The following is a 24,659-nucleotide window of genomic DNA, read 5'->3' on the forward strand; positions in this document are numbered from 1 at the left end:
ACCGTGCGGAAGACCGTAGTCTTCCTAGGAGCGCCGCACCCCTGTTCTCCTCGGCGGCGTCCCGCGACGCGGAGGATCCGGATTTCCCGAACAGCACGGAGGCGGCGATGTCGAACGCACTCGGAGACTTCCTCCGCGCCCGGCGCACCGACGCCCGGCTGCAGACCGAGACGCCGAGGCCCGGGGCCCGCCGCCGCACCACCGGTCTGCGTCGCGAAGAGGTCGCGACCTCCGCCGGCATCAGCGCCGACTATTACACGCGCCTCGAACAGGGACGCGAGACCCACCCCAGCGACGCCGTGCTCGATGCCCTCGCCCGCGCGCTGCAGCTCGACCAGGACGCCACCCACCACCTGCACCGGCTGCGCGACGCCCACCCCGCCGCCGCGCGCCCCGAGCCCGCGAACCCTCCCGCCGTCGATGACGCCCTGGTGGCCCGCATGACGATGCTGGTCGACGCCGTGCGTCCCAACCCGGCCTATGTGCTCGACCGGCTCAGCACGGTCGTGGCGGCCAACCCGGAGGGGCTCGCGCTGCACGAGGGACTTGCCGACCTCCCACCCGCCCAGCGCAACACGTGCCGGTCGCTGCTGCTCGATCCGCGCGCCCGCGAGACGTTCGTGGAGTGGGAGGAGCTGGCCCGCGGCGCCGTCGCGCACCTCCGCGCCGCCAACGTGGACGACCTGCAGGATCCGCAGCTCTCCGCCCTCGTCGAGGAGCTGAGTGCCCAGAGCCCGCTGTTCCGGACCTGGTGGAGCGGTCACCTCGTGCAGCGCCGGCGCGGCGACATCACGCACGTCCGCTCCGCCGACGGCGCAGTCACCGCCCGCCGCTACGAGGTGCTGCACCTGCCGGAGGACGGGGTGCGGATGACGCTCTGGCTGCCCGCCGTCTGACGTCATCCGCCCCGCTCGCCGGCTAGCCCGAGACCGGGACCGGATCCGGATCCGAGACGTCCGGATCCGCGATGTCCGCCTCCGCGGATCCCGTCGCCCTGGACGTGCGGCGCAGCCGGCCGGGCCACCAGATCCGGTCGCCGAGGAGGGCGAAGATCGCGGGCACGATCACGGTGCGTACGACGAGCGTGTCCACGATCACGCCGACGCCGACGATCAGGCCGAGCTGACCGAGAGTCACCAGCGGCAGCACTCCGAGCGCGGCGAACACCGCGGCCAGCACGATGCCCGCACTCGTGATCACGCCGCCGGTGTGCGCGATCGCCTCGACCATGCCCTGCCGAGTGCCGAGGTCGGCGGCTTCGGCGCGAGCGCGGTGCACGAGGAAGATCGTGTAGTCGATGCCCAGGGCGACGAGGAACAGGAATGCGAGCAGCGGCACCTGCAGATCGAGCGCGTGCTGACCGAACAGCACCCGGCTCAGCCACGCCCCCGCGCCGATCGCGGCGAGCGCGCTGGCGAGGTTCACCAGCAGCAGGAGCACGGGCGCCACCACCGAGCGCAGCAGGATCAGCAGCACGAGGAAGCTGACGAGCAGCACGAGGGGCGCGATGAGCAGCAGATCCTGCTGATTGCCGGTGCGGGCGTCGAGGTCGGTCGCGACCGCCCCGCCGACGATCGCGTGCGCGTCGGGCACGGCGTGCACCGCGTCGCGCAGCTCGGTGATCTGGCCCAGGCTCTTCTCGGTGCTCGGGGCGTACTCGCTGGTCACCATGATCTTGGTGAGGTCACCGTCCTCGGTGGTGCCGACCGGCTGCACGCGCACGACGCCTTCGACGTCCTTCGCCGCCGCGACGACGTCCCTGGCCTGCGCCGATTCGGTGACCACGAGGATCGGCTGCGCCTCGCCCGCAGGGAAGTGCGCCGAGAACACCTCGAGTCCCGCCGCCGACTCCGACGGCACCCGGAACTTCTGCACCTGGTCGAGCCCGACCGACGTGCCGAACAGGCCCGCAGCCATCACCGCCAGCAGCGCGCCGCCCGCGAGCAGAGCCACGACAGGGCGCTTCACGACGCCGCCGGCGATCCCGCGCCAGGCCCGGCCCTGCCGGCGCTCTTCACCGGGGCGCGGCACGAACGGCCAGAACACCTTCGGCCCGCACACCGCGAGCAGCGGCGGCAGCAGGAACAGCACCGAGGCGAGCGCGATCAGCAGCCCGATGGCCGAGGAGACACCGAGCCCGTGCGTCCCGGGGATCACGGCCAGCACGAGCGTGAGGAGCGCGAGCACCACCGTGACGTTCGAGGCGACGATCGCGGGCGCCGTCTTCCGCCAGGCCGTACTGAGGGCGCGGCGGTGATCTGCATGCCTCGGGAGCTCCTCGCGATAGCGCGAGATCAGCAGCAGCGCGTAGTTCGTGCCGGCGCCGAACACCAGCACGCTGATGATGCCCGCGTCGAACTGCAGGCCCCACGCGGATCCGGCCGCCGCGGTCATCCGACCCGCGAGCCCGTCCGCGAGCGCGACGACCACGAGCGGGATCAGCCACAGGATCGGCGAGCGGTAGGTCAGGATGAGCAGGATCGCGACGATGAGGATCGTGACGATCAGCAGGGTGAAGTCGGCACCCTCGAACGCGGATGCGACGTCGGCGCCGAACGCGGGGCCTCCGGTCACCTGCAGGGCGAGACCGTCCGGTGCGTGCGCGGCGACGTCGGAGCGCAGCGCGGCGATCGCCTTCGCATTCTCGGCGTTCGCGTCCGAGGTCGTGATCGGCGTGATGATCGCGGCGGCCTTCTTGTCATCGCTGACCACGGGCCCTGACGGATCCGCCGCCGCGCGAGCGCCCAGCACGGGGACCAGGTCCTTCAGCCCGGCGAGGTCCGCCTCGGACAGTGCCGCACCGTCCTCCCGTGACGCCACGACGAGCACCGACTGCCGGTCTGCGTTCGGGAAGGTCTTCAGGAGCTCGGAGACCCTGGTCGACTCGGATCCTGCCGGGGCCTGCGCGTTGCCCCCTGGGGCCTTGGCCGAGCCGAAGGCGCCGAACAGCAGCACCATGAGGAGAAGGACGAGTCCGAGCGAGATCCACGCGCCGCGGCGCGAGGTCAGAGCATCGGAGAGGCGCGTGCGCGCGACGGAATCTGCCATGTTTCCAGTCCAGCGGTGCGCGCGCCTCGTGCCATCGTGCACAAGGTTGATCGAAAGATCGATCGAAGGGACGAGACAGAATCCTCAGCGAGCGGAACGCCGAACGCGGCCTCCCGGAGGGGACCGCGTTCGTGGTGCCGGGCGCCCCGAGATCTCGGAGCGCCCGGGGCAGGAGGGCCGATCAGTACCGCAGCCCGTGGCCGAACCGGAACGTGGGGTTCTCGGTGTCGAACGCCACGTCGGTGCGGCTCGCGGCGACCGCCGCGTCGGAGCGGGGCAGGTCGAAGGGCAGCGCGCCTTGCGGACCGCGCTCGCCGAACAGCACCCGCAGCACGGCCTCGTCCGAGGCGCCGTAATCCGCCAGCACGGCGGCGGCGGCCTCCTCGAGACCGCCGAGCACGGCAGGACGGTCGAGGTAGATGTCGATCACGGTCGGCACGGACGCGGCGATCGCGGCCAGGCGGGCGTGTTCCTCGGCCGGGAACTCCAGGGATCCCGAGTGGAAGAGGTCGCTGAACCCGCCGCGATCCCGGTCCTCGAAGGGGGCCTTGATGCGCAGGATCGCGACGTCCGCCTCCTCGGGGCTCTCGACGACGTTCGCAAACGCGGCGAACGCATCGGCGGCCACCCCCTCGGCGTACACCTTCACGCCGCGCGTGAGCGGGAGGATCGGGGATTCCCCGTCGACGGCGTTGTTCGTGAGCAGCGTGAGCGAGTCGCTCTGCGCGTCCAGCCCCTCGGCGACGAAGTCGGGACGGCCCACGACGGACTCCGCAGTCTCCTCGTCGACGAACGGGTTCTCGAACAGCCCGAGCCGGAACTTCTCGCGCAGCAGCCGCCGCACCGACACGTCCAGGCGGGCCTCTGACACCTCGCCGCGCTCGACGAGACCGAGTAGCTCTTCGGTGCAGAGCTCGCCGCCGAACTGGTCGATCCCGGCGTCGAGCGCCTTGACCATGCGCTGCGGCCGAGTGAGGTCCTCGACGCCCCAGGCGCGGGCCGGCATCTCGGCGCCGAACACGACGACGTCGGTGAGCAGGCCCCAGTCGGTGCACACGATGCCCTCGAAGCCGAGCTCGTCGCGCAGCAGATCCGTGAGCACACCCTTGTTGAAGCCGAAGCCGACCTCTTCCCAGTCGGTGCCGACGGGCTGGCCGTAGTACGGCATCATCTGGGTGGCGCCGGCGCCGATCGCCGCGATGAACGGACGCAGGTGGTAGTCCCGCGCGCCGCCCGGGTAGACCTGCTCCTTGCCCCAGGCGAAGTGCGGGTCTTCACCGTCGAGCTGCGGACCGCCGCCCGGGAAGTGCTTGACCATCGTCGCGACCGAGTCCGGCCCGAGTTCCTCGCCCTGGAACCCGCGGATGTAGCCGACCACGAGTCGAGAGGTGAGGTCGGCGTCCTCGCCGAAGGTGCCCCCGATCCGCGACCAGCGCGGCTCCGTGGCGAGGTCGATCTGCGGATGCAGCGCGACCCGCAGACCCACCGCGAGGTACTCCTGCCGCGCGATGTCCGCGAAGCGCTCGAGCCGCTCCGGGGATCCGAGGGCCGCGAAGCCGAGGGTCTCCGGCCACTGCGAGAACGGACCCGCCATGAGCGAGGTGAGCGGGTTGTCGCTGAACGAGTGCCTCGGATCGGTCGAGAGCGTGATCGGGATGCCGAGCGGGGTGTCCAGCGCCATCCGCTGCAGGGCGTTGTGCCAGGCCGCGAACTTGCGACCGCCAGGCGCGGCGCCGAGCAGGTTGAAGTGGCTCATCCGGCGCTTGCGCACCATTGAGGCGATCGAGGGGAGCCCGAAGGTCGGGTTGCCCTCGTCGAGTTCGGCGAAGGCCGCCATGGTGTGGAACAGCATCCCGACCTTGTCGGCGAGCTCCATCCGGTCGAGCAGATCCTCGACGCGCTCGTCGATCGGCAGGGAGGCGTCGCGGTAGGGCAGCACGGCCTCGTTCACGGTGTCCGTCATATCGATGTTCTCCTCAGTTACTTGACCGACTTGATGAACCAGACGCTGACCGCGCCGAGCACGCTCAGCACGATCGCGATCGGGAAGAGCGCTCCGTATCCGAACGCCAGCACGATCGCGCCGGCGACGCCGGGGGCGAACGTCTGGGGCAGAGTCGCCGCGATGTTGACGACACCCAGGTCTTTGGCGAAGTTCTTGGCGGAGGGCAGCACCTGGCTCATCAGGGCCGTGTCGACGGCCTGGAACATGCCGAACCCGAACCCGCTGATCACGGTCATGATCATCCATGACGTGTAGGACGGGGAGACCAAGGGGAACACCAGTGCGACCGCCATGAGCAGCGAGGATCCGAAGACGAACGGCTTGCGCCGGCCGACCTTGTCGGAGAGCGGGCCGGAGACCACCGTCGCGATGAGGATGCCGACGAGACTGAGCATTCCGAGGATCGGGATGACCGCGAACGGGTCCTTCACGCCGAGGTAGTTCTTCAGGATCAACAGCTGGAACCCGGTGACGGCGAAGTACCCGGTGTACAGCAGTAGGCGGCCGGTGAACGCCCAGAAGAAGTCGGGGTGCTTGATCGGGCTGACCCAGAACGTACGAAGGAACTCGCCGAAGCTGAACGGTTCGTTTCGGAAGTTGAGGCTGGGGTGGTCGGGGTTCGCGACGACGAATCCGAACAGCACGACGACCGCGAAGACGGCGAAGATGATGTATCCGAGGGTGATCGAGTGCGCGAGCTGCGATCCGATGATCTGGCCACCGAGCGCGCCGAGCATGAGGCCGATCCCGGACAGTGCCGCGAACGTGCCACGACGGGCGACGGGAACCCGGTCCGGCAGGATCGCCGACAGCGGACCCTGTGCGAAGTTGTACGCGATCTGGATGAGCGTCCACGCGACGATGATGCCCACGAGGTTGTTCATGAAGCCGAGAGCGATGAGGGCGATGCCACCCAGGATCGCGCCGGCGATGATCCAGGGTGCGCGGCGACCGAACTTCGAACGGGTGCGGTCGGAGAGCTGTCCGGCGGCGGGCTGGGCGATCATGGCGCCGAGCGCGCCGATCGTCGACACGATCGCGATGTTGGCGACCTGGGTCTTCTCATCGGGGAACATCCCGATGATCTGCGCCTGCAGGAGGATGCYGGGCACAGCACCCCAGATCACGAAGATCGCGAAGTTCGCGGGGATGATCCACCACAGCAGGCGCCTGACGCCCTTGCGGGGCGTGGGCGGGTCGTCCTCGCCGGAGGCGGTCGCGACGAAGGTGGTCTCGGTGATGGGCGGACGCAGCTCCGCTGCGTCAGATGAAGTCGACGACATTGTCAGTCCTTGCGGTGGCGGTGGGATCGGGGCGGCCGGGCGGGGCACTCGACGCGTCCTCGGATCCGACTGAGGGAAAGCTAGCATGAATACCGGCACAAGTGTAGGTTTTTATCCCGCAGGCCTCTCCTGCCGCCGATCCGGCCTCGTTGCGACCCCGCCGAGGCCTGGCGACGCCTACGATGGGACACCGATGACGACCGAACGCGGATACACGACGGGCCGCGCCCGGCGGGAGCGGATCATCGCGGCTGCGACCGCGCTCTTCGGACGCGTCGGCTTCAACAGCGCGACGATGCTCGAGATCGCGCAGGTCTGCGAGATCTCCCGCGCGGGCCTCGCGCATCACTTCCCCACGAAGGAATCGCTCATGGAGGCGGTGCTGGAGACGAGGGACCTCGAGGACCGGGAGCGGTTCCGGCGTAACGGCTCGCAGGGCCAGGACGGCATCGGGGTTCTGCGCGGCATGGTCGATCTCGCCCKGCACAACACCGAGGTGGGCGGCATCATCGCGCTGTACGCCGTGCTGTCCGCCGAGGCCGCCGACCCCTCGCACCCGGCGCACGAGTACTTCGTCCGCCGCTACCAGCGGATCCGCTCCGGCACGGCGAAGGCGCTCCGCGACGCCCGGGCGGCGGGCCACCTCGCTCCGCACGTCGACGAGGATCGCGCCGCCGCCGAGCTCACCGCGCTCATGGACGGCCTGCAGCTGCAGTGGCTGCTGGATCCCGCCTCGGTCGACATGGCCGAGACCGTGCGCCGCCGCATCGAGGAGCTGCTCGTGGTGCCCCTCGACACCGCGCCGACAGCGGGTGCCGCGCCAGCAGCGGACGCCGCGCGGGCGACGGCCTGAGCCTCAGCTCCAGACGAACCGGAACGTTCCGAGCAGCACCGCGGCGGTGATCGACAGCGCCATGATCGCCGCGCCTCCGGCGAGCGCGACCGCATCGCGTCCGGAAAGGCGGGACGGCCGCGACCAGGTGCGCGGGATGTCGGATCCGAATCCGCGCGCCTCCATCGCGAGGGCGAGCTTGGTGCCCCGTCGCACCGCGAACACGAGCAGCACGAACGACATCGTGAAGAAGCGCCGCAGCGCACCGCGGTCCCCCACCCCGCGCGCCCGGCGGACGAGCGACATGGTGCGCCAGTCGTCCAGGAAAAGGCCGAGCATCCGCGTGCCCGCGAGCACGCCCAGCACGAAGCGGCTGGGCAGATGCGCGACCTGGGCGAGGGCATCGGCGAGCTCGGTCGGATCCGTGCGGGCGAACAGCAGGATCGTCGGCAGCCCCAGGGCCACGACGCGGATCGATACGGCGATCGCGAGCTGGATCGACGCCTCGCTGATGTGCGCGAAGCCGAAGCTGAAGAACACGTGCCCGCCCGGGGCGGCGTAGAGCAGCATGCTCACTCCGGCGACAGGCGCGATCACCAACAGCAACGCGAGCCGGCGCAGCACGGTGCCGATCCGCAGTCCGGTGAGCGGGATGCACAGCAGCTGCAGCGCGATCGCGACGAGTCCGCTCACGACATCGATCGACGCGAACAGCGGCACCGAAAGCAGCAGCGCCAGCAGTATCCGGCTGACGGGGTTGACTCCGTCGATCCAGGCCCGATCCGGTTTCGAAGCGCGCACTGGGCTGCCTTCGGCCGAGATATCGAGCGTCTTGCGCGCTTCGAAACCCGTGCTCATGCGGCCAGCTCGATCCGGTGGCCGCCGAGATGGCGGATCACGTCGGCGTCGTGGGTGACTGCGATGACGGTCGTGCCGCGGGCGATCTCCTCCTGCAGCAGGCTCACGATGCCGATCCAGCCCCGGCGATCCTGCCCGAACGTCGGCTCATCGAGCACGATCACCGCGGGCGCGGCGGCCAGCACCGTCGCGACCGAGAGCCGGCGCTTCTGCCCGCCCGACAGCGTGAACGGGTTCGCAGCGGCGAGAGCGGTCAGTCCGAGCCGCTCCAGCAGGGCGTCGACGACCGCGTCGATCCGAGCCTTGTCCCAGCCGAGCGCGCGCGGTCCGACCGCGAGCTCGTCGCGCACGGTCTGGGTGAGGAACTGATGCTCGGGATCCTGGAACACCGTCCCGATGCGAGTGAGCAGCTCGCGCGACGTCCAGCGGATGGGATCCAGCCCCCGCCGCCCCCGGAGCCTCTCCGCCGCCTCGACGGTGCCGTCGAGCGCATCGAGGAGTCCGGCGAGCGTGAGGGCGAGCGTGGACTTGCCCGCCCCGTTCGGACCGACGATCACGGTCGCCGCGCCATCCGGCACCACGAGGTCGAGCCCGCGCTGCACGGCATGCCGGCGGTCACGCGTGATCGCGAGGGCACGGGCCCTGAGGACGGCGGCATCCGGGACGGGATCCGCCACCGGCAGTACCGGCAGGCCCACCGGATGCCCCGGCACCCACACGCCCGCGTCCGCGAGGGCGTCGCCGTGCACCCGGAACACGTCGTCCGGGGCCCCGTCGGCGAGGAGCCCGCCGTCCGCGCCGACCACGATCACGCGGGTCATCAGATCCGCCCAGACCGCGGTGCGGTGCTCGATCACCACGAGCGTGGCGCCGGTCGCCGCCACGACGTGCTCGACGCTCGCTCGGATCTCCTGCACGYCGTCGGGGTCGAGGTTGGCCGTCGGCTCATCGAGCAGCAGCAGCCCCGGCCGCATCGCGAGGGCCCCGGCGAGCGCGAGCCGCTGCTTCTGTCCGCCAGAGAGCGCCGCCGTGGACCGGTCCAGCGGCACGTCGAGACCGACCGCGTCCAGCGCCTCCACGACGCGAGCGGGGATGTCCTCCGCGGGCACACCGAGGTTCTCGCAGCCGAAAGCGACGTCGTCGCCGACCTTGCTCAGCACGACACCGGCATCAGGATCCTGCAGGACCAGCCCGATCCTGCCCCGCTGGCCCTCCGGATCGGATCCGTCGACGTGCAGGGATCCGCGGCTCTCACCCTCATCGGCATCGCCGAGCAGCCCCGCCATGCCGGTCAGGAGCGTCGACTTGCCGGCACCCGACGCACCGAGCAGGAGCACCCTCTCCCCCGGCTCGATCGTGAAGGTCACGTCGCTGACCGCGGGCAGGCGGCGGCCGGCGTAACGCCAGCCCCACCCGTCCGCGACGACGCGAGCGGCACCCGCGGTCATGTCAGACCTCGCGGCGGAGCTCGCGTCCCGCGGCGAAACGGCTCAGGGCGCCGGTCGCGGCGAGAGCGCGCACGAGCAGCCATCCGAGGACACCGGTCAGCAGCGCGCCCGAGACGACGAGGGCGCCGAGGTAGATCGCGTTGAACTCGGCCGACTTCAGGATGTTCGGGGAGCTGCCGTAGAACAGCTCGAACAGCCAGGCGCCCGCAGCGGCGGCCACGCCGGCGAGCGCGGCGACGGGCAGCGAGAACCGGCGGTACAGGAAGATCGCGAAGATCAGCTCGGCCCCGAGGCCCTGCGCGATGCCTTCGAGCACCGTGGAGACGCCCCAGATGTTGCCGATCAGCATCGACACGATCGCCGCGACGACCTCGACGACGAGGGCGGCTCCTGGCTTGCGGATCACGAGCCCGCCGACCACGCCGCCGAGCAGCCAGATCCCGACCGCGATGCCGCCGAGGCCAGGGGTGAGGCCGTCGGCCGCGGTGAACCAGGCATAGCCGATCGTGTTCCAGACCCAGAAGATCAGGCCGATGGCGACGCCGAGCACGGCGGCCACGACGATGTCGACGACGCGCCAGTTCAGGCGGCGTGCGACCGCCCCGCTGCTGTTCACGTTCTGTGCGGTTGCAGATGCATGCATGTGAAATGCTCCTCCCTGCGCCGGCATGATCCGGATCAGGTTCGACGGTCGAAGCGCGATTCGCTCCCTCTCAGCCCGGCTCGCCGGACTCCCGTGGTGATCCGCCCATCCTATCCCCGCCGGGGCGCACCGGCGACCTTCTCGTCACACGGCGTGACGCGAGAACGCCCGCGATACCTGCCGTTGACAGGGCTGCCAGATACGGTAGGGGGGTGAACAATGACGACGGTCCGGGGGCCGCCCAGGTCGATCCGAAGATCGCCGACGCCGACGCACCCGCTGTCGACGCCTCCCGCGCGGCCGTCGACGCGCTCGCGCCGGAACCGGCAGCCCTGTTCCCTGCCGCACCGGAGCGGCCCGAGCCTGCCTCGCTGTTCCCTCCGCGGGAGACCCCCGCTCCGGAACCGCTGTTCCCCGCGCCGGACTTCCCCTCTTCTGCGCCGCTGTTCGGAGGCACCGCGGATCCGGCGCCGTCGGCATCAACGGTCGCCCAGAAGGATCCGGCGATCGAGAGCGCGCCGATGCCAGAGGCTCCTGCTGAGTCGCCTGCCGCGGGCGGGGTCGCGACGATGTCCGAGACGCCCGCCACGGACGCGGCGGTGACGCCCGCCACGACGGATCCGGCCTCGGTCGAACCGTCGGCTGCGCCGGCAGAAACGGCCCCCGCCGTCGCCACCGCCCCCGCCGCCGCCGCATCCCCGGCAGCCGGATCTCCGGCCGTCGCTCCCACCGCCCCGACCCGCGCCGCACGGCCGCTGCCCTCGGCATCGCTCGTCCGCGGCCCCGACCGCCCGCCGGCCGCCGCGCTCTCCTGGGTCGACGTGACTCGGGTCGGCGCAGGCAACGCCGCAGCCGCGGCTCCGTCCCGTGCATTGCTGGACGATGTCCCGCACCGCAGCCTGGCCCGACCGGGAGTGCTGCTGCCGTTGGGCGGGGTGCTCGCCGTGATCATCGCGTACGGCGCCACGACCGCGCTCTGGCCGCTCAACGCCGTGCAACCCGTCGCGGCCCCCGTCGCGTTCCAGCCCCCCGCCGCTCCCGCGGCCGCCGCAGCCTGGCCTGCCACGGGCAGCGCCGCGGTGGGCGTCGCCGGCATCGGCACGATCGCCTCGGCCGAGCAGCACGCTCCGATGGCGAGCATCACGAAGCTCGTGACGGTGCTCGCCTCGCTCGACAAGATGCCCCTCAAGGCCGGTGAGCAGGGCCCGTCCTTCGCGTTCACGCAGGCCGACAGCGACGACTACTGGAGCTACCTCCGCCAGGACCAGTCCGCGCTCGACGTCCCGGTCGGCGGATCCCTCACGCAGTACCAGCTGTACGAGGGGATCCTGCTCGGGTCGGCGAACAACTACGCCGACCGCCTCGCCCGCGAGGTGTGGGGCTCGGATGAGAACTATGCGGCCGCCGCGAATCAATGGCTGAGCCAGCACGACCTCGCCGACATCACGGTCGTGACCCCTTCAGGCTTCGACTTCGGCAACGTCTCGACCCCGCGCGCGCTCATCCAGCTCGGTCAGATCGCCGAGAAGAACCCGGTGGTCGCCGGGATCGTGAAGCAGAAGAGCGTCGAGCTGCCCGGCGCGGGTGTCGTGAAGAACACCAACGGACTCATCGACGATGCCGGCATCGTGGGCATCAAGACCGGCACGATCGGCGACGGCGCCGATACCCGCTACAACCTGCTCTCGGCCAAGGACGTCACGGACGGGGACGCCGTCGTACGGATCTACGTGGCCGCCCTCGGGCAGGACAGCGATGCGGGTCGGGTCGACGCCTCGCGTGCGCTCTACGCCGGTCTCGAGGCGGCGCTGAAGGACCAGCCGCAGACGGTGGACAAGGGCGCGACGCTGGGCACGGTCGACACGGCGTGGGGCGAGACCACCCAGGTGGTGGCCGCCGAGAGCGCCCGCGTGGTGCTGTGGAATGGCGCCTCCGCAACGGCGACCACGAAGTTCTCGCTCGGGGACGGCTGGAAGGCCGGCGAAAAGGCGGGCACGCTCAGCCTCAAGGGCCCGCTGGACTCCGCCTCGGTGCCGCTGGAGCTGCGTACCGCCCTGCACGGCCCGAGCTTCTGGTGGCGTCTCACCCACCCGCTCGAACTGTTCGGCCTGACGAAGTAGGCCGACGGATCCGGACTGCCGCCCGCTTTCTCGGTTCAGGTCGCACTTTCTCCGCTCAGGTCGCACTTTCTGCCGCTAAAGCAGGCGCAGAACGGCACAAATCGCGACCTGAGCGACAACACGACCTCTGACGTGAGCCGTCACGCCACGAGAAAGCGCCGCCGCCCTGCTAACAGGACGACGGCGCTCACGTCGGTGCGGACGAGGTCAGACTCTGTCGTCCTCGATCTCCCACGACGAGTTCTCCGGCGACTCGGCCGACTCGATGACGCGCTCGGCGACGGCGACCGGGGCGGTCCCCGCACCGATCACGGCGGCGGCACCGGCCTCGACCTCGGACGCGACGGATCCGTCCACCGGAACCGTGACGGTGCCGGTGACGAGCGCCTCGTCGGCGTCGGTGTCGCTCGCGGCCTGCTCGAACTGCGACTGGTACAGCCGCCAGTACGCGCCCTGCGCCGCGATGAGCTCCTCGTGGTTGCCCTTCTCCACGATGTCGCCGTGCTCCATCACGAGGATGAGGTCGGCATCACGGATCGTGGACAGGCGGTGCGCGATGACGAACGACGTGCGGCCGTTGCGTAGCGCCGCCATCGCGTGCTGCAGCAGCAGCTCGGTGCGGGTGTCGACCGCCGACGTCGCCTCATCCAGGATGAGGATCGACGGCTGAGCGACGAAGGCGCGCGCGATCGTGATCAGCTGGCGCTCGCCGGCCGACACGTTCGAGGCGTCCTCGTCGAGCGTCGTCTCGTAGCCCTCGGGCAGCGCGTGCACGAAGCGGTCGACGTACGTCGCCTTCGCGGCGTCGATGACCTCGTCATCCGTCGCCGTGGAACGGCCGTAGCGGATGTTCTCCCGGATCGTGCCCGCGAACAGCCACGGATCCTGCAGCACCATGCCCGTGCGCGAACGCAGGTCGGAGCGCTCCATCTGCGCGATGTCCTGCCCGTCGAGAAGGATCCGCCCGCCGCTCAGTTCGTAGAACCGCATGATGAGGTTCACCAGCGTGGTCTTGCCCGCACCGGTCGGGCCGACGATCGCGACCGTCTGGCCGGGCTCCACGCGGAACGACAGATCCGTGATGAGCGGGCGATCCTCGGTGTAGGAGAACGCGACGTGCTCGAACTCGATGACGCCCTTCCCGTCGGTGACGGTGGGTGCGTCCTCGGCGTCGGGGTCCTGCTCCTCCGCGTCCAGCAGCTCGAACACGCGCTCTGCCGAGGCGGTGCCGGACTGCACGACCGCCGCCATGCCGCCCAGCTCGCTGAGCGGCTGGGTGAACTGCTGCGAGTACTGGATGAACGCCTGCACGTCACCGAGACGGAGCTGGCCGCTCGCGACCATGAGGCCGCCGAGCACCGCGAGGCCGACGTAGGTCAGGCTGCCGATGAAGGTCATGGCCGGCATCATCAGCCCGGATAGGAACTGGGCCTTGAACGCGGCCTGGTACAGCTCCTCGTTCTCGACCTGGAACTTGTCCAGGGCGTCCTTCTCGCGACCGAAGACCTTGACCAGCGCGTGGCCGGAGAAGGCCTCCTCGACGCGTGCATTCAGGCGGCCGACCTTCTTCCACTGGATCCCGAACGCCTTCTGCGAACGCGGTCCGATGACGCCGAAGATCACCGCCATGAGCGGCAGCGCCACGAGGGCGACGAGCRCCAGCTGCCACGAGATCGAGAACATCATGACCAGCACGCCGACCACGGTGAGCACCGAGGTGAGCGCGCCCGACAGCGATTGCTGCATGGTCTGCGTGATGTTGTCGATGTCGTTCGTGACACGGGAGATCAGCTCTCCGCGCTGCACCTTGTCGAAGTACGACAGCGGCAGACGGTTGATCTTCGCCTCGACGTCCTCACGCAGGCGCCACATCGTGCGCACCATGATGACGTTGATGACGTAGCCCTGGATCCAGCTCAGCAGCGCGGATCCGACGTAGATCGCGAGCACCGCGGTGATCACCCAGCGCAGCTGCTCGAAGTCGATCCCGTCGCCGACCTTGAACGGCCCGAACGCCGCGACCATGTCGGCGAACTGGTTCTGCTTCGCGGCGCGCAGCGCCTCGACGACCTGCGCCTGGTCCGTGCCCTTCGGGAACCCGGGGAAGCCGTTCTGCCCCTTGCCCAGCGCGAGAGAGGTGAATCCCTCGTAGATGATGTTCGTCGCGTTGCCGAGCACCTTCGGCGCGGCCACGGCGAGCACGACGCCGAGCGCCCCGAAGATCGAGACCAGCACGAACCACACGGCGCTGGGCTTGAGCAGCCCGATCATCCGCTTGAAGCTCGGACCGAACTGGTTCGCCTTGCCCGGTGCGGGGCCGTCGAACATGCTGCCGCCCTGCTGGCGGGCCTTCTCGGCCTGCTCGGCCTCTTCCTTCTCGGCGTCGGTCATCTCGACCGTCGCCGCCGATCCGCCGGCGTACTTCCCGCGGCGTGCGGCCATGCGCTCTGCGCGGACGGCCTTCTTGTCCACGCCCTCGGTCCTTCCGGTCCCTGAGCCTGTCGAAGGGGTCGAAGAGCTCATGCGTCCACCCCCAGCTGCGACTCGACGATCTCTCTATAGGTGTCGCTGGTCTCGAGCAGCTGCTCGTGCGTGCCGACGGCCACCATGGTGCCGCCCTCGAGGACGACGATGCGGTCGGCGTCGGTGATGGTCGAGACGCGCTGCGCGACGACGATCTTGGTCACGTGCGGCAGCTCCCGCCACAGCGCCTGGCGCAGCCGGGCGTCGGTGGTGAGGTCGAGCGCCGAGAACGAGTCGTCGAAGACGAGGATCTCGGGCTGGTGGATGATCGCGCGGGCGATCGCGAGCCTCTGGCGCTGGCCGCCGGACACGTTCGTTCCGCCCTGGGCGATGTTCGAGTCGAGGCCTTCGGGCATCTCCGAGACGAAGTCCCGCGCCTGAGCGATGTCGAGCGCGRCCCACAGCTCCTCGTCGGTCGCCTCCTCACGCCCGTAGCGCAGGTTGGAGGCGATCGTTCCGGTGAACAGGAACGGGCGCTGCGGCACGAGTCCGATGCTCTTCCACAGCACGTCGACATCGGCCTGGCGCACGTCCGTGCCGCCGACGTACGCCGCGCCGCCGGTCACGTCGAACAGCCGCGGGATGAGCGAGATCAGCGTGGTCTTGCCTGCGCCGGTGGATCCGACGATCGCGACGGTCTCGCCGGGCTCCGCCGCGAARCTGATCCCGTGCAGCACCGGCGACTCGGCGCCGGGGTAGGTGAAGGAGACGTCGTCGAAGGCCACGGATCCCGGGACCGGGAAGCTCTTCACGCCGTTCTCCGGGCGGGTCATGCCCTGCTCGGCATCGAGCACCTCGCCGACGCGCTCGGCGGAGACCGCGGCGCGCGGGATCATCATGGCCATGAAGCTGGACATGATGATGCCCATCATGATCTGACCGATGTACTGCATGAACGCGAACAGCGTGCCCACCTCGACGGATCCGTTGTTCACCTCGATACCGCCGAACCAGATCACGCCCACGATGGTGATGTTCAGGATCAGCATGAACAGCGGGAAGAGCAGCACGAAAAGCGAACCGATCTTGCGACCGATCACCATGATGTCGGTGTTCGCGCCGCGGAAGCGCTCCTCCTCGATGCCCTCGCGCACGAACGCACGCACCACGCGGACGCCGGTGAGCTGCTCGCGCATGATCCGGTTGACGTTGTCGAGCTTGCTCTGGTTGAGGCGGAACAGCGGGACCATCCGGCCGATGATGAGGCCGGCCACGATCAGCAGCACCGGAACCGAGACGGCGATCAGCCAGCTCAGCCCGAAGTTGGTCTGCAACGCCATGATGATGCCGCCGATGGCGAGCAACGGCGCGGTGATGAACATCGTCGAGCCCATCATCGCCAGCATCTGCAGCTGCTGCACGTCGTTCGTGTTACGGGTGATCAGCGAGCCGGCGCCGAACTGCGACACCTCGCGCTCGGAGAAGCCGCTCACGCGGGCGAACACGTCCGCGCGGATGTCGCGGCCGAGGCTCATCGCCGCACGCGCGGCGAAGAAGGTCGCGATGACCGAGGCGATGATCTGGCCGAGCGAGACCGCGAGCATGAGCCCGCCGTGCGACCAGATGTAGGCGGTGTCGGCGTTGGCGACGCCCTTGTCGATGATGTCCGCGTTGAGGCGCGGCAGGTACAGCGAGGCGAAGGCGCTGCCGAACTGGAACACCAGCACGCCGAGCAGCAGCCATTTGTAACGCTTCAGATAGCGGAAGAGGATCTTTCCGAGCACAGGCGGACTTTCCTTGTGGGAGCGGACTTCCCGAGGGGAAGCAGAAGAAGTCGAGAACCGACCACGAATCACCCTGCCACGCGGCACCGACATTCACATCCCCCTTGAGGAGGATCGACTCAGATCTTCGCTGAGGGCGAAACGAATCCCTGCTCGCGCCGAGATTTACGGATCCGGTTAAGAAATCAGCGCGCCCGGAGAAGCGTCCCCTAGGCCCAGAGCGGAACCGGCGGCACGTAGTCGCGCGCCTCTGCGGCGGCGTCCGGCGCCAGGTCGGCGAGGGTCTGCGGATCCCAGTGCGGATCGCGGTCCTTGTCCACGAGCTGAGCGCGGATCCCCTCCACGAGATCGGGGTGGTTGTGCACGAACCACAGCACCCGGCGGTACTCGCCCGCCAGGGCGTCTCGCACCGAGTCCATCCCCCTGGCTTCGCGCACGGCGTCGAGCGTGACCACGAGCGCCGTCGGGGCCAGGGACTCGAGCAGGTCGGCGGTCGCGGCGGGCCCTTCGTCCCGCTGCGCTCCCTCAGGGACCGATCGCAGGCGCGCCACGATCTCCGGCACCGTGTCGGCGGAGAAGACCTCGTCGATCCACCCCTGCTGCGCGGACAGCGGCGAAGGATCCGGCGTCTCGTCGAAGAGCATGACGATCTCGCTCGGCCCGGTCGGATCCGCCCGGTGCGCGAGTGCGTCGCGGAGCGCGTCGAGCCGCTCCGACGGGAGGTAGAAGTCGGCGAACCCCGCGTAGAGCGCATCGGATCCGTTCATCGTCCCCGCGGTGAGGGCCAGGAACTCTCCGAGACGACCGGGCGCGTGGCTCAGCAGCCAGGTGCCGCCCACGTCGGGCGTGAAGCCGATCTTCACCTCGGGCATCGCGAGCTGAGAGCGCTCCGTGACCACGCGGATCGCGGCATGTCCCGCGACACCGATGCCGCCGCCCATCGTGATGCCGTCGGCGATCGCGACGATCGTCTTGGGGTACTCCGCGATCGCGGCGTTCATCGCGTACTCCTCGCGGAAGAACTCCACGGTGTCCGCACTGCGTCCCGCGGTGATCTGCCGGTGCAGCTCGCGCACGTCGCCGCCCGCGCAGAGGCCACGGCCTCCCGCGCCGTCGATGTAGACGATCTCGATGTCGCTGTCGTCGCGCCAGGCGTCGAGCGCCGCGTGCACCGCGCGGATCATCCCGACGTTCAGCGCGTTGAGCGCCCTCGGGCGGTTCAGCGTGATCCAGCCCAGCGCCCCTTCGGTGCGCACGAGCACCTCGGCGTCTGCGGCGGCGGATCCCTGGGCGTCTTCGACGATGCTCACGGATGCCACGTTACCCCGCACCGTGCCCTGCCCGAGCCGTCGGCGACGGGACGGACGGAGCGCGCATCCGGCTTCGCACCGAGAGCGCGACGGCCTCCGCATTGCGCGGAATGCCCCGGATCAACGAGCGTTTTCATGTCGCATCCGACAAGATAGAGGAGTACTGCTGTATCTATGAGAGGCCGCGGATGACCGACGGACAAGTGCTCGAGTTCTCGCATGCGACGAAGCGCTTCGGCGTTCTCACCGCTGTCGACGACCTCTCCGCCCGTATCGAGCCGGGGGCGGTGACCGCGTTCCTCGGGCCGAACGGCGCCGGCAAGACGACTTCGCTGCGGATGATGCTCGGCCAGATCCGCCCGACTTCGGGCACCGCGACCATCGGTGGCGTCGCGCACGCCGAACTGCGCCACCCGCTGCGCACCGTCGGATCCGTCCTCGAGGAGGCCGTGTACCGGCCCCGTCGCACGGCCCCGCGCCAGCTGTCGATCGCCGCGAAGGCGAACGGGATCCCACTCTCCCGCGTGGACGAGGTGCTCTCCCTCGTGGGCCTGCAGAACGAGACCGAGACGCGCATCGGTGCCTACTCCCTCGGCATGCGGCAGCGCCTCAGCGTCGCCGGCGCCCTGCTCGGCGACCCCGGAGCGCTCGTGCTCGACGAGCCCGCGAACGGCCTCGATCCTGAAGGCATCCGCTGGATGCGCCTGCTCATGCGCCGCCTCGCCGACGAGGGCCGCACGGTGCTGGTCTCGTCGCACGTGCTGAGCGAGATCGAGCAGATCGCCGACAACGTGCTCGTGCTGTCGAAGGGCCGCCTGGTCTATGCCGACAGCATCGGCAAGCTCTCGGATCCGACCACGGGATCGGTCGTCGTCGACGCCGATGACCGTACGGCTCTCGCCACCACCCTGCAGAACGCAGGCCTGACCTTCGACGTGCTGCGGTCGGGCCTGACCGTGCACAACACCGACGCCGCGGCGGTCGGCGCCATCGCCGCCACCGCGGGTCTCGCGCTCACGACGCTGCTGCAGCGCGGACCCAGCCTCGAGGAGGTCTTCCTCGACCTCGTGCACGGCCGTCGCGACCCGCTCACGGGCTCGATCCCGGTCGTCGGGGCACCCGCGGTCGCCGCCGCCGAGGAGCCGGGATCCGACACTGCGTCGGGTGCGACGGCGGGCGAGAGCGAGGCGCCGGACGCTTCGGGCGACGACGCACCGGCCGACGCCGAACACGTTCCGACCGCAGGCCTCTTCGGCGCCGCAGCCGCGGTGCCCGTCGTGGCCGCCGCGGGCGCCGGCGTGGCCGGACTCTTCGGCGCCGCGGCCGAAGCAGCCCCGGCAGAGGGCACGGTCGCGATTCCGACCACGCGCCGCGAGGCCGCCGAGTTCGCCGCGGCACAGTCGGCCACCGGCGAGGACGAGACGGCGGAGGATGCGCCGACCGACGGATCCGGTTCCGCGGACGTTCCTGAGGCGGAGGATGCCGAGGGTGCTGCCGAGGATTCCGAGGGTGCTGCCGAAGATTCCGAGGGTCCCGATGCCGAGGCCGGGGGCGCTGAGGGCGCTTCCGTCGACGAGAATGCTTCCGTCGATGAGGATGCTTCCGTCGACGAGGATGCGGGCGCAGAGGGCGAGGACGGGTCCGAGGACGCCGAGTCGTCCGACGCCGATGCCGACGCCGACGCCGACGCCGACGCCGACGAGGAAGGATCCGTGGAGCCCGACGCCGGGATCGACGAGGGCACCGATGCAGAAGCTGCGGCGGAGGACGCCGAGCCGGAGCAGTCCGGGTCCGACCAGTCCCCCGCAGACGCGCCCGAGGATGCGGAGCCGGCAGAAGCTCACGCAGACGCCGACGACGCCGCGGAGGATTCGGCTGAGGAGCCCGAGGACGCGCATGACGAGGGCGCGATCGCTGCGGGGGTCGCGCTGACCGCCCCCGTGGTCGCCGACTACACGCCGGGCGAAGCGCATCACGAGGGCGCAGAGGACTCCGAGCTCCCCGCCGACACCGCCGCCGCCGCCGCCGCCGCCGAGCAGGATGCCCCGCTCACGCACGCCGCCGATGGCGAGACGGATGAGGACGGCGCCGCGCTCGGATCCTTCGAGACCGCGGCCCTGACCATCCCTGATGCGGCGCCGGTGTCGTTCGACGACCTGATCACCGGCGTGCCGTCGACCGCGGGCGCCTCGGACGACGAAGGCGACGCGAATGACGAGGGCGACGGCGCTGCCCCGCAGGACGAGGGCGCCGAGCACGGCGACGACGACATCGACGACGCCCCCACCGCGGCGACGACCGTCATCACGACGCCGGTCGCCGACGGCGAGTTCGCCACCCCCGAGCCGAGCACCGAGACCACCGAGATCGCCGGCATCGAGATCTTCGCGGCTCTCGCCGATGGACGCACCCAGGAGATCCAGGTCATCCTCGACGAGACGCCCGATGAGGACGATGACCTCGAGGACGTGACGCAGGGTGAGATCCACCAGGACGACGATCCCCGCGCCGCCGCCGTCAGCGCGTCGCTCGCCGCAGCCGCACGCGCGTTCTTCACGGACGACGCCCCGTCATACACGCCCGGCCCCCGCGAGGAGAATGGCGACGAGGACGCCGCGCAGGACGAGTCGTCCTCGTCCTCGTCCGAGGAGCAGCACGGCGAGGAGCCCCCGCACGAGCACGGCCAGGACGGCGAGCACCGCGAGGGTGACGACCACGGGGAGCACCACGGGCACTGACCCGGAAGCGCATCCGAACGAAGCGGCGATCGTCTGAGGACGGTCGCCGCTTCGGCGTTCGGGCGTCGCGAGGCGCATGCACTCCGCCTCCTCGGAGCTGCCTACGGCTGCTCCGAGTGGTCAGGCGGGACGGGGCGAGGGCCTGCGCTTGCGTCGGGGGGACTTGGCGGGCTCGGCGATCGGGATCGCGCCGGTCGCAGCGATGTCGGTCACCTCCGCGAGTTCGGAGCTCACGTCGAGTCGCAGCGCCTGAGCGAGCGCCAGCCCGTGCCGCGTGGTGAGGACGAGCCGCTGGAACTCCGCACCCTCCAGGTCGATCACGACGCTGGGCTTGTGCCGGCGGATGAGTACGAAGTCGTCGCCGTTGGCCGACTTCCAGGTGCCGGCCGCGAGCACGAGAGGCACATGGGTGCCGGGGCTCCCGACTCCGCGCAGCCACGTCCAGGCATCATCCGTGAGCTGCACCTTGACGATCGCCTCGCGGGCGATGTGCAGGTTGTCGCGGCGGAACGAGACGGCGCGCTCGAGAGGAGAGAGCTCCACCTCGAGGCGGGTCCGATCCAGCAGCAGCGTCACCATCCCCCCAGTCTGCCAGCGCAGCCCCGGATCCGCCCGCGAGGCACCTCACAGGACGGCAACGATCCCGCTGGCGAGGATCCACAAATCCGGATCCCGCCACCGGCTCGCCACCGCCCATGACCGTTCTCAGGACGGATGGGGCACCTGGGCTTGTTCATGCCCCCGAAATCGCGGATCCCGCAAATTCATCCTGAGAACGGTTCGGCGTCGGGCGCAGCCAACAGCGGCCCAGCAGGCCAGCGGGCCAGCGGCCCGCCTGACCGGTCGTACAGCGCTCCCGGCCCGGTCCGCGATCTCAGGCGGTCGCGCGAGCTGCGGCCTCGGCAGCGACGGGCAGCGCCGCCTCGATCGCCGCGAGCTCGGCGTCTCCGTGGGCGGCCGTGAGGAACCAGGCCTCGAAAACGCTCGGCGGCAGCGCCACGCCCTGCTCGCGCATCGCGTGGAAGAACGGGGCGTATCGGAAGCCCTGCTGCGCCTGGGCCTCGGCGTAATCGCGCGGTGCGGCCCCGGCGAAGGCCACGCCGAACAGGTTGCCCGCGTGCGGCACCGCGTGCACGACGCCGGCATCGGTCAGAGCGCGGTCGAGCGCGCCCGACAGACGCTCCGCGGAGGCGTCGATCCGTGCGTACACCTCCGGGGTCGCGAGGCGCAGGGTCGCCAGGCCTGCGGCGACCGAGAGCGGATTCCCGCTCAGGGTGCCGGCCTGGTAGACCGGGCCGGTCGGCGCCAGCCGGTCCATGACCTCCGCGCGGCCGCTGAGCGCGGCGAGCGGCATGCCGCCGCCGACGACCTTGCCGAACGTGATGATGTCGGGCAGGTACTCCTCGCCCGCGGCCTGCTGCAGACCCCAGAAGCCGGCCGCGTGCACGCGGAAGCCGGTGAGCACCTCGTCGAGGATCATGAGGGCGCCGTGCGCGTGCGCGGTCTCGGCGATGAGCCGGTTGAACCCGGGCTGTGGAGCGACCACGCCCATGTTCGCGGCGGACGCCTCCACGATGACGGCCGCGATCCTGTCGCCGTGCTCGGCGAACACCGCCGCGAGCGCCTCCGTGGAGTTGTAGTCGATGACGAGCGTCTGCGCGGCGATCGGCGCGGGGACGCCCGCGGATCCGGGCAGGGCGAGGGTCGCGACGCCGGAACCGGCCGCGGCCAGCAGGCCGTCCGAGTGCCCGTGGTAGTGCCCGGCGAACTTCACCAGGAGGTCGCGTCCGGTCACGCCGCGAGCGAGCCGGATCGCGGTCATCGTCGCCTCGGTGCCCGTGGAGACCAGCCGCACGCGCTCGACGGGGCGGGCGTCGCCGTGCCGCACCCGGTCGGCGATGAGGTCGGCGAGTTCGACTTCTCCCTCGGTCGGAGCTCCGAACGACAGGCCGCGCGTCGCCGACTCCTGCACGGCCGCGACGACCTCGGGATGCGCGTGCCCGAGCAGCGCAGGCCCCCAGGACGCGACGAGGTCGACGTAGGTCGTGCCCGCGACATCGGTGACCGTCGCGCCGGAAGCGCTCGCGAGGAACCGCGGCGTGCCGCCGACCGACCCGTAGGCGCGCACCGGCGAGTTCACCCCACCGGGGATCACGGCGCGGGCGGCATCGAACAGGTCGTCATTGCGATCGGTCATGGATCCATTCTCCCGTCCTTCGTCTCGCTTCGCTCGCCGGCCAGATCCGCTCCCGTCGCGAATGGTGCCGCTTTCCGGCGGATATTCCGGCAACGTTTGCGACGGGAGCGGATCTGGAGGCGGATCAGCCGCGGGATAGCCAGCGGGCGGCCTCGGTCGCCCAGTAGGTCAGCACGGTGTCGGCGCCGGCACGGCGGATCGACAGCAGCGACTCCAGGATCGTGCGCTCGCGGTCGAGCCAGCCGTTCTGCGCGGCGGCCTCGATCATCGCGTACTCGCCCGACACCTGATACGCCCACACCGGCACGCGCACGGCGTCGCGGACCTCGCGCATCACGTCGAGGAACGCCATCGCCGGCTTCACCATGACGATGTCGGCCCCCTCGGCCTCGTCCAGCAGTGCTTCGCGCACTCCCTCTCGCCGGTTGCCCGGATCGAGCTGGTACGTGCGGCGGTCGCCCTGCAGCTGCGAATCGACGGCCTCGCGGAAGGGGCCGTAGAACGCGCTCGCGTACTTCGCCGCGTAGCCGAGCAGCAGCACGTCCTGGAAGCCCTCCGCGTCCAGAGCATGACGCACGGCCGCGACCTGGCCGTCCATCATTCCGCTCAGGCCCAGCAGCTGCGACCCGGCGCGCGCCTGCGCGAGCGCCATCGCGACATAGCGCTCGAGGGTCGCGTCGTTGTCCACGGATCCGTCCGCCGCGAGCACGCCGCAGTGGCCGTGGTCGGTGAACTCGTCCAGGCACAGATCGGTCTGCACGACGAGTGCGTCGCCGACCTCGGCGGCCAGCGCGGCGGTGGCGACGTTGAGGATCCCGTCCGGATCATCGGCGCCGGATCCGACGGCGTCGCGCACGGCGGGCACGCCGAAGAGCATGATGCCGGTGACGCCCGCCTCGGCCGCCTCGACGGCGGCACGACGGAGGGAGTCGAGCGAGTGCTGCACGACACCGGGCATGGATCCGATCGGCACCGGATCCGTCAGTCCCTCGCGCACGAACGCCGGGAGCACCAGGTGGCGCGGAAGCAGGTCCGTCTCGCGCGCCAGGGAGCGCACGGCCGCGGACTGCCTCAGCCGGCGCGGCCGGACGTCCGGGAAGCCGGCCGACGCGCCGAGTCCCCCGGTCACGGGGCGAACTCGTCGGCCGCGTGCGGAAGGGTGAACTGCGAGACCGCGTCGATGAGCGCGTCGACGGTCTGCTTGTCGGCGACCACGGTGATCGGAAGGCCCGCCCTCTTGGCGTCCTTCGCGGTGCGTGGGCCGATCGCTGCGAGCAGCGTGGAGTCGGGGATGTCGGGGAACTGCTCGCGCACCTGCTCCGCGACGGATCCGCTCGTGACGAGGATCGCGTTGATCCGGCCGTTCTGCACGTCGCGCATGATCCGCTCGGTCACCGGCACGCCGACCGTGCGGTAGGCGACGACGCTGGAAACGTCGTGGCCGGCCTTGATCAGCGATCTGGTCAGCAGCGGCTTGGCGATCTCGCTGCGCAGGGTCAGGATCCGCTTCGGCTCCGGCTCCAGCGCGATGAGCTGCCCCGCCATGCCCTCGGCGGAGTTGTCGTCCTCCGGGACGAGGTCGACGTGATAGCCGACGGCGGTGAGCGCCGTGGCGGTGGTCTCGCCCACGGCGGCGATCTTCGTGGAGGCGGGGATCTCGGCGCGATGCGCGAAGAGCACGTCGACCGTGGTCGCGCTCGTGATCGTGAGCCAGTCGAACTCACCGGCCGAGAGCTTCGCGAGCGCGTCGTCGAGGGCGGCCTGGTCGTTCGTCGGCGCGAAGTTGATCAGGGGGGCCACCACGGGCACCGCTCCCTGCGCACGCAGGCTCGCGGCGACGCCGTCGCCCCACGGTCCTCCGCGCGGCACGAGCACGCGCCAACCGGTCAACGGCTTGGCCTCTTGCTTCGATTCAGTCATCATCATCGGA

17 protein-coding genes and 1 riboswitch are annotated in these 24,659 nt (G+C 70.5%); of the genes, 4 read left to right on the forward strand and 13 right to left on the reverse strand.

The window, feature by feature from the left end; genetic code table 11:
- The first annotated feature begins 107 nt into the window (after positions 1 to 107).
- Positions 108 to 896, forward strand: a complete 789-nt coding sequence (locus tag AC1DG4_RS07525) for a helix-turn-helix transcriptional regulator (protein WP_477375700.1) — start codon at positions 108 to 110, stop codon at positions 894 to 896.
- Positions 897 to 918: 22 nt separating this feature from the next.
- Here AC1DG4_RS07525 and AC1DG4_RS07530 read toward each other — a convergent pair whose 3' ends face one another.
- The 3 genes from AC1DG4_RS07530 to AC1DG4_RS07540 form a co-directional block, all read right to left on the reverse strand.
- On the reverse strand, positions 919 to 3,048 hold the full coding sequence (locus tag AC1DG4_RS07530; RefSeq protein WP_477375698.1) for an MMPL family transporter: 2,130 nt from the start codon (positions 3,046 to 3,048) through the stop codon (positions 919 to 921).
- A 181-nt stretch (positions 3,049 to 3,229) separates the two neighbouring features.
- Positions 3,230 to 5,011: a glycoside hydrolase family 3 protein gene (locus AC1DG4_RS07535; RefSeq protein WP_477375696.1), complete on the reverse strand. Its 1,782-nt coding sequence runs from the start codon at positions 5,009 to 5,011 to the stop codon at positions 3,230 to 3,232.
- 17 nt (positions 5,012 to 5,028) lie between these two features.
- Positions 5,029 to 6,336: an MFS transporter gene (locus tag AC1DG4_RS07540; RefSeq protein WP_477421161.1), complete on the reverse strand. Its 1,308-nt coding sequence runs from the start codon at positions 6,334 to 6,336 to the stop codon at positions 5,029 to 5,031.
- 193 nt (positions 6,337 to 6,529) lie between these two features.
- Here AC1DG4_RS07540 and AC1DG4_RS07545 point away from each other — a divergent pair, with 193 nt between their 5' ends.
- Positions 6,530 to 7,189, forward strand: a complete 660-nt coding sequence (locus AC1DG4_RS07545; protein ID WP_477421162.1) for a TetR/AcrR family transcriptional regulator — start codon at positions 6,530 to 6,532, stop codon at positions 7,187 to 7,189.
- Positions 7,190 to 7,192: 3 nt separating this feature from the next.
- Here AC1DG4_RS07545 and AC1DG4_RS07550 read toward each other — a convergent pair whose 3' ends face one another.
- The 3 genes from AC1DG4_RS07550 to AC1DG4_RS07560 all read right to left on the reverse strand — a co-directional run bounded on the left by AC1DG4_RS07550 (position 7,193) and on the right by AC1DG4_RS07560 (position 10,117).
- Positions 7,193 to 8,026: an energy-coupling factor transporter transmembrane component T family protein gene (locus AC1DG4_RS07550; protein WP_477375690.1), complete on the reverse strand. Its 834-nt coding sequence runs from the start codon at positions 8,024 to 8,026 to the stop codon at positions 7,193 to 7,195.
- Entirely contained in the window at positions 8,023 to 9,474 is a 1,452-nt protein-coding gene (locus AC1DG4_RS07555) for an ABC transporter ATP-binding protein (protein ID WP_477421163.1), read from the reverse strand. Before AC1DG4_RS07555 ends, AC1DG4_RS07550 begins: the two co-directional genes overlap by 4 nt.
- A gap of 1 nt (position 9,475) precedes the next feature.
- Complete coding sequence (locus AC1DG4_RS07560; RefSeq protein ID WP_477375686.1) at positions 9,476 to 10,117, reverse strand: ECF transporter S component; 642 nt, start codon at positions 10,115 to 10,117, stop codon at positions 9,476 to 9,478.
- Positions 10,113 to 10,222, reverse strand: a riboswitch (TPP riboswitch). (Overlaps the previous gene by 5 nt.)
- 107 nt (positions 10,223 to 10,329) lie before the next feature.
- Between AC1DG4_RS07560 and AC1DG4_RS07565 the strand changes: the two genes are divergently transcribed.
- Positions 10,330 to 12,237: a D-alanyl-D-alanine carboxypeptidase family protein gene (locus AC1DG4_RS07565; protein ID WP_477375684.1), complete on the forward strand. Its 1,908-nt coding sequence runs from the start codon at positions 10,330 to 10,332 to the stop codon at positions 12,235 to 12,237.
- 207 nt (positions 12,238 to 12,444) lie between these two features.
- On the opposite strand, the gene AC1DG4_RS07570 is transcribed toward AC1DG4_RS07565, so the two are convergent.
- From AC1DG4_RS07570 to AC1DG4_RS07580, 3 genes are all read right to left on the reverse strand, one after another.
- A complete protein-coding gene (locus AC1DG4_RS07570; RefSeq protein ID WP_477421170.1) occupies positions 12,445 to 14,679 on the reverse strand; it encodes an ABC transporter ATP-binding protein in 2,235 nt (744 codons plus the stop codon).
- 77 nt (positions 14,680 to 14,756) lie between these two features.
- Positions 14,757 to 16,484 (reverse strand): ABC transporter ATP-binding protein, encoded by a 1,728-nt coding sequence (locus AC1DG4_RS07575; protein WP_477421164.1) that lies wholly within the window; start codon positions 16,482 to 16,484, stop codon positions 14,757 to 14,759.
- 209 nt (positions 16,485 to 16,693) lie between these two features.
- A complete protein-coding gene (locus AC1DG4_RS07580; RefSeq protein WP_477375680.1) occupies positions 16,694 to 17,794 on the reverse strand; it encodes an enoyl-CoA hydratase/isomerase family protein in 1,101 nt (366 codons plus the stop codon).
- A 188-nt stretch (positions 17,795 to 17,982) separates the two neighbouring features.
- Between AC1DG4_RS07580 and AC1DG4_RS07585 the strand changes: the two genes are divergently transcribed.
- Positions 17,983 to 20,532 carry an ATP-binding cassette domain-containing protein gene (locus AC1DG4_RS07585; RefSeq protein ID WP_477420172.1) on the forward strand — a complete coding sequence of 850 codons (2,550 nt, stop codon included), beginning with the start codon at positions 17,983 to 17,985 and terminating at the stop codon, positions 20,530 to 20,532.
- Between the two features lie 120 nt (positions 20,533 to 20,652).
- Here the strand turns inward: AC1DG4_RS07585 and AC1DG4_RS07590 are convergent, their stop codons facing one another.
- The 4 genes from AC1DG4_RS07590 to AC1DG4_RS07605 form a co-directional block, all read right to left on the reverse strand.
- Positions 20,653 to 21,111, reverse strand: a complete 459-nt coding sequence (locus AC1DG4_RS07590; RefSeq protein ID WP_477375676.1) for a hypothetical protein — start codon at positions 21,109 to 21,111, stop codon at positions 20,653 to 20,655.
- A 295-nt stretch (positions 21,112 to 21,406) separates the two neighbouring features.
- Positions 21,407 to 22,729, reverse strand: a complete 1,323-nt coding sequence (gene hemL, locus AC1DG4_RS07595; RefSeq protein ID WP_477375674.1) for a glutamate-1-semialdehyde 2,1-aminomutase — start codon at positions 22,727 to 22,729, stop codon at positions 21,407 to 21,409.
- 124 nt (positions 22,730 to 22,853) lie between these two features.
- Complete coding sequence (gene hemB, locus AC1DG4_RS07600; protein WP_477375672.1) at positions 22,854 to 23,858, reverse strand: porphobilinogen synthase; 1,005 nt, start codon at positions 23,856 to 23,858, stop codon at positions 22,854 to 22,856.
- Complete coding sequence (locus AC1DG4_RS07605; RefSeq protein ID WP_477377314.1) at positions 23,855 to 24,649, reverse strand: uroporphyrinogen-III synthase; 795 nt, start codon at positions 24,647 to 24,649, stop codon at positions 23,855 to 23,857. Before AC1DG4_RS07605 ends, hemB begins: the two co-directional genes overlap by 4 nt.
- Between the last annotated feature and the right edge of the window lie 10 nt (positions 24,650 to 24,659).

Source organism: Microbacterium sp. 05N427, assembly GCF_056397105.1.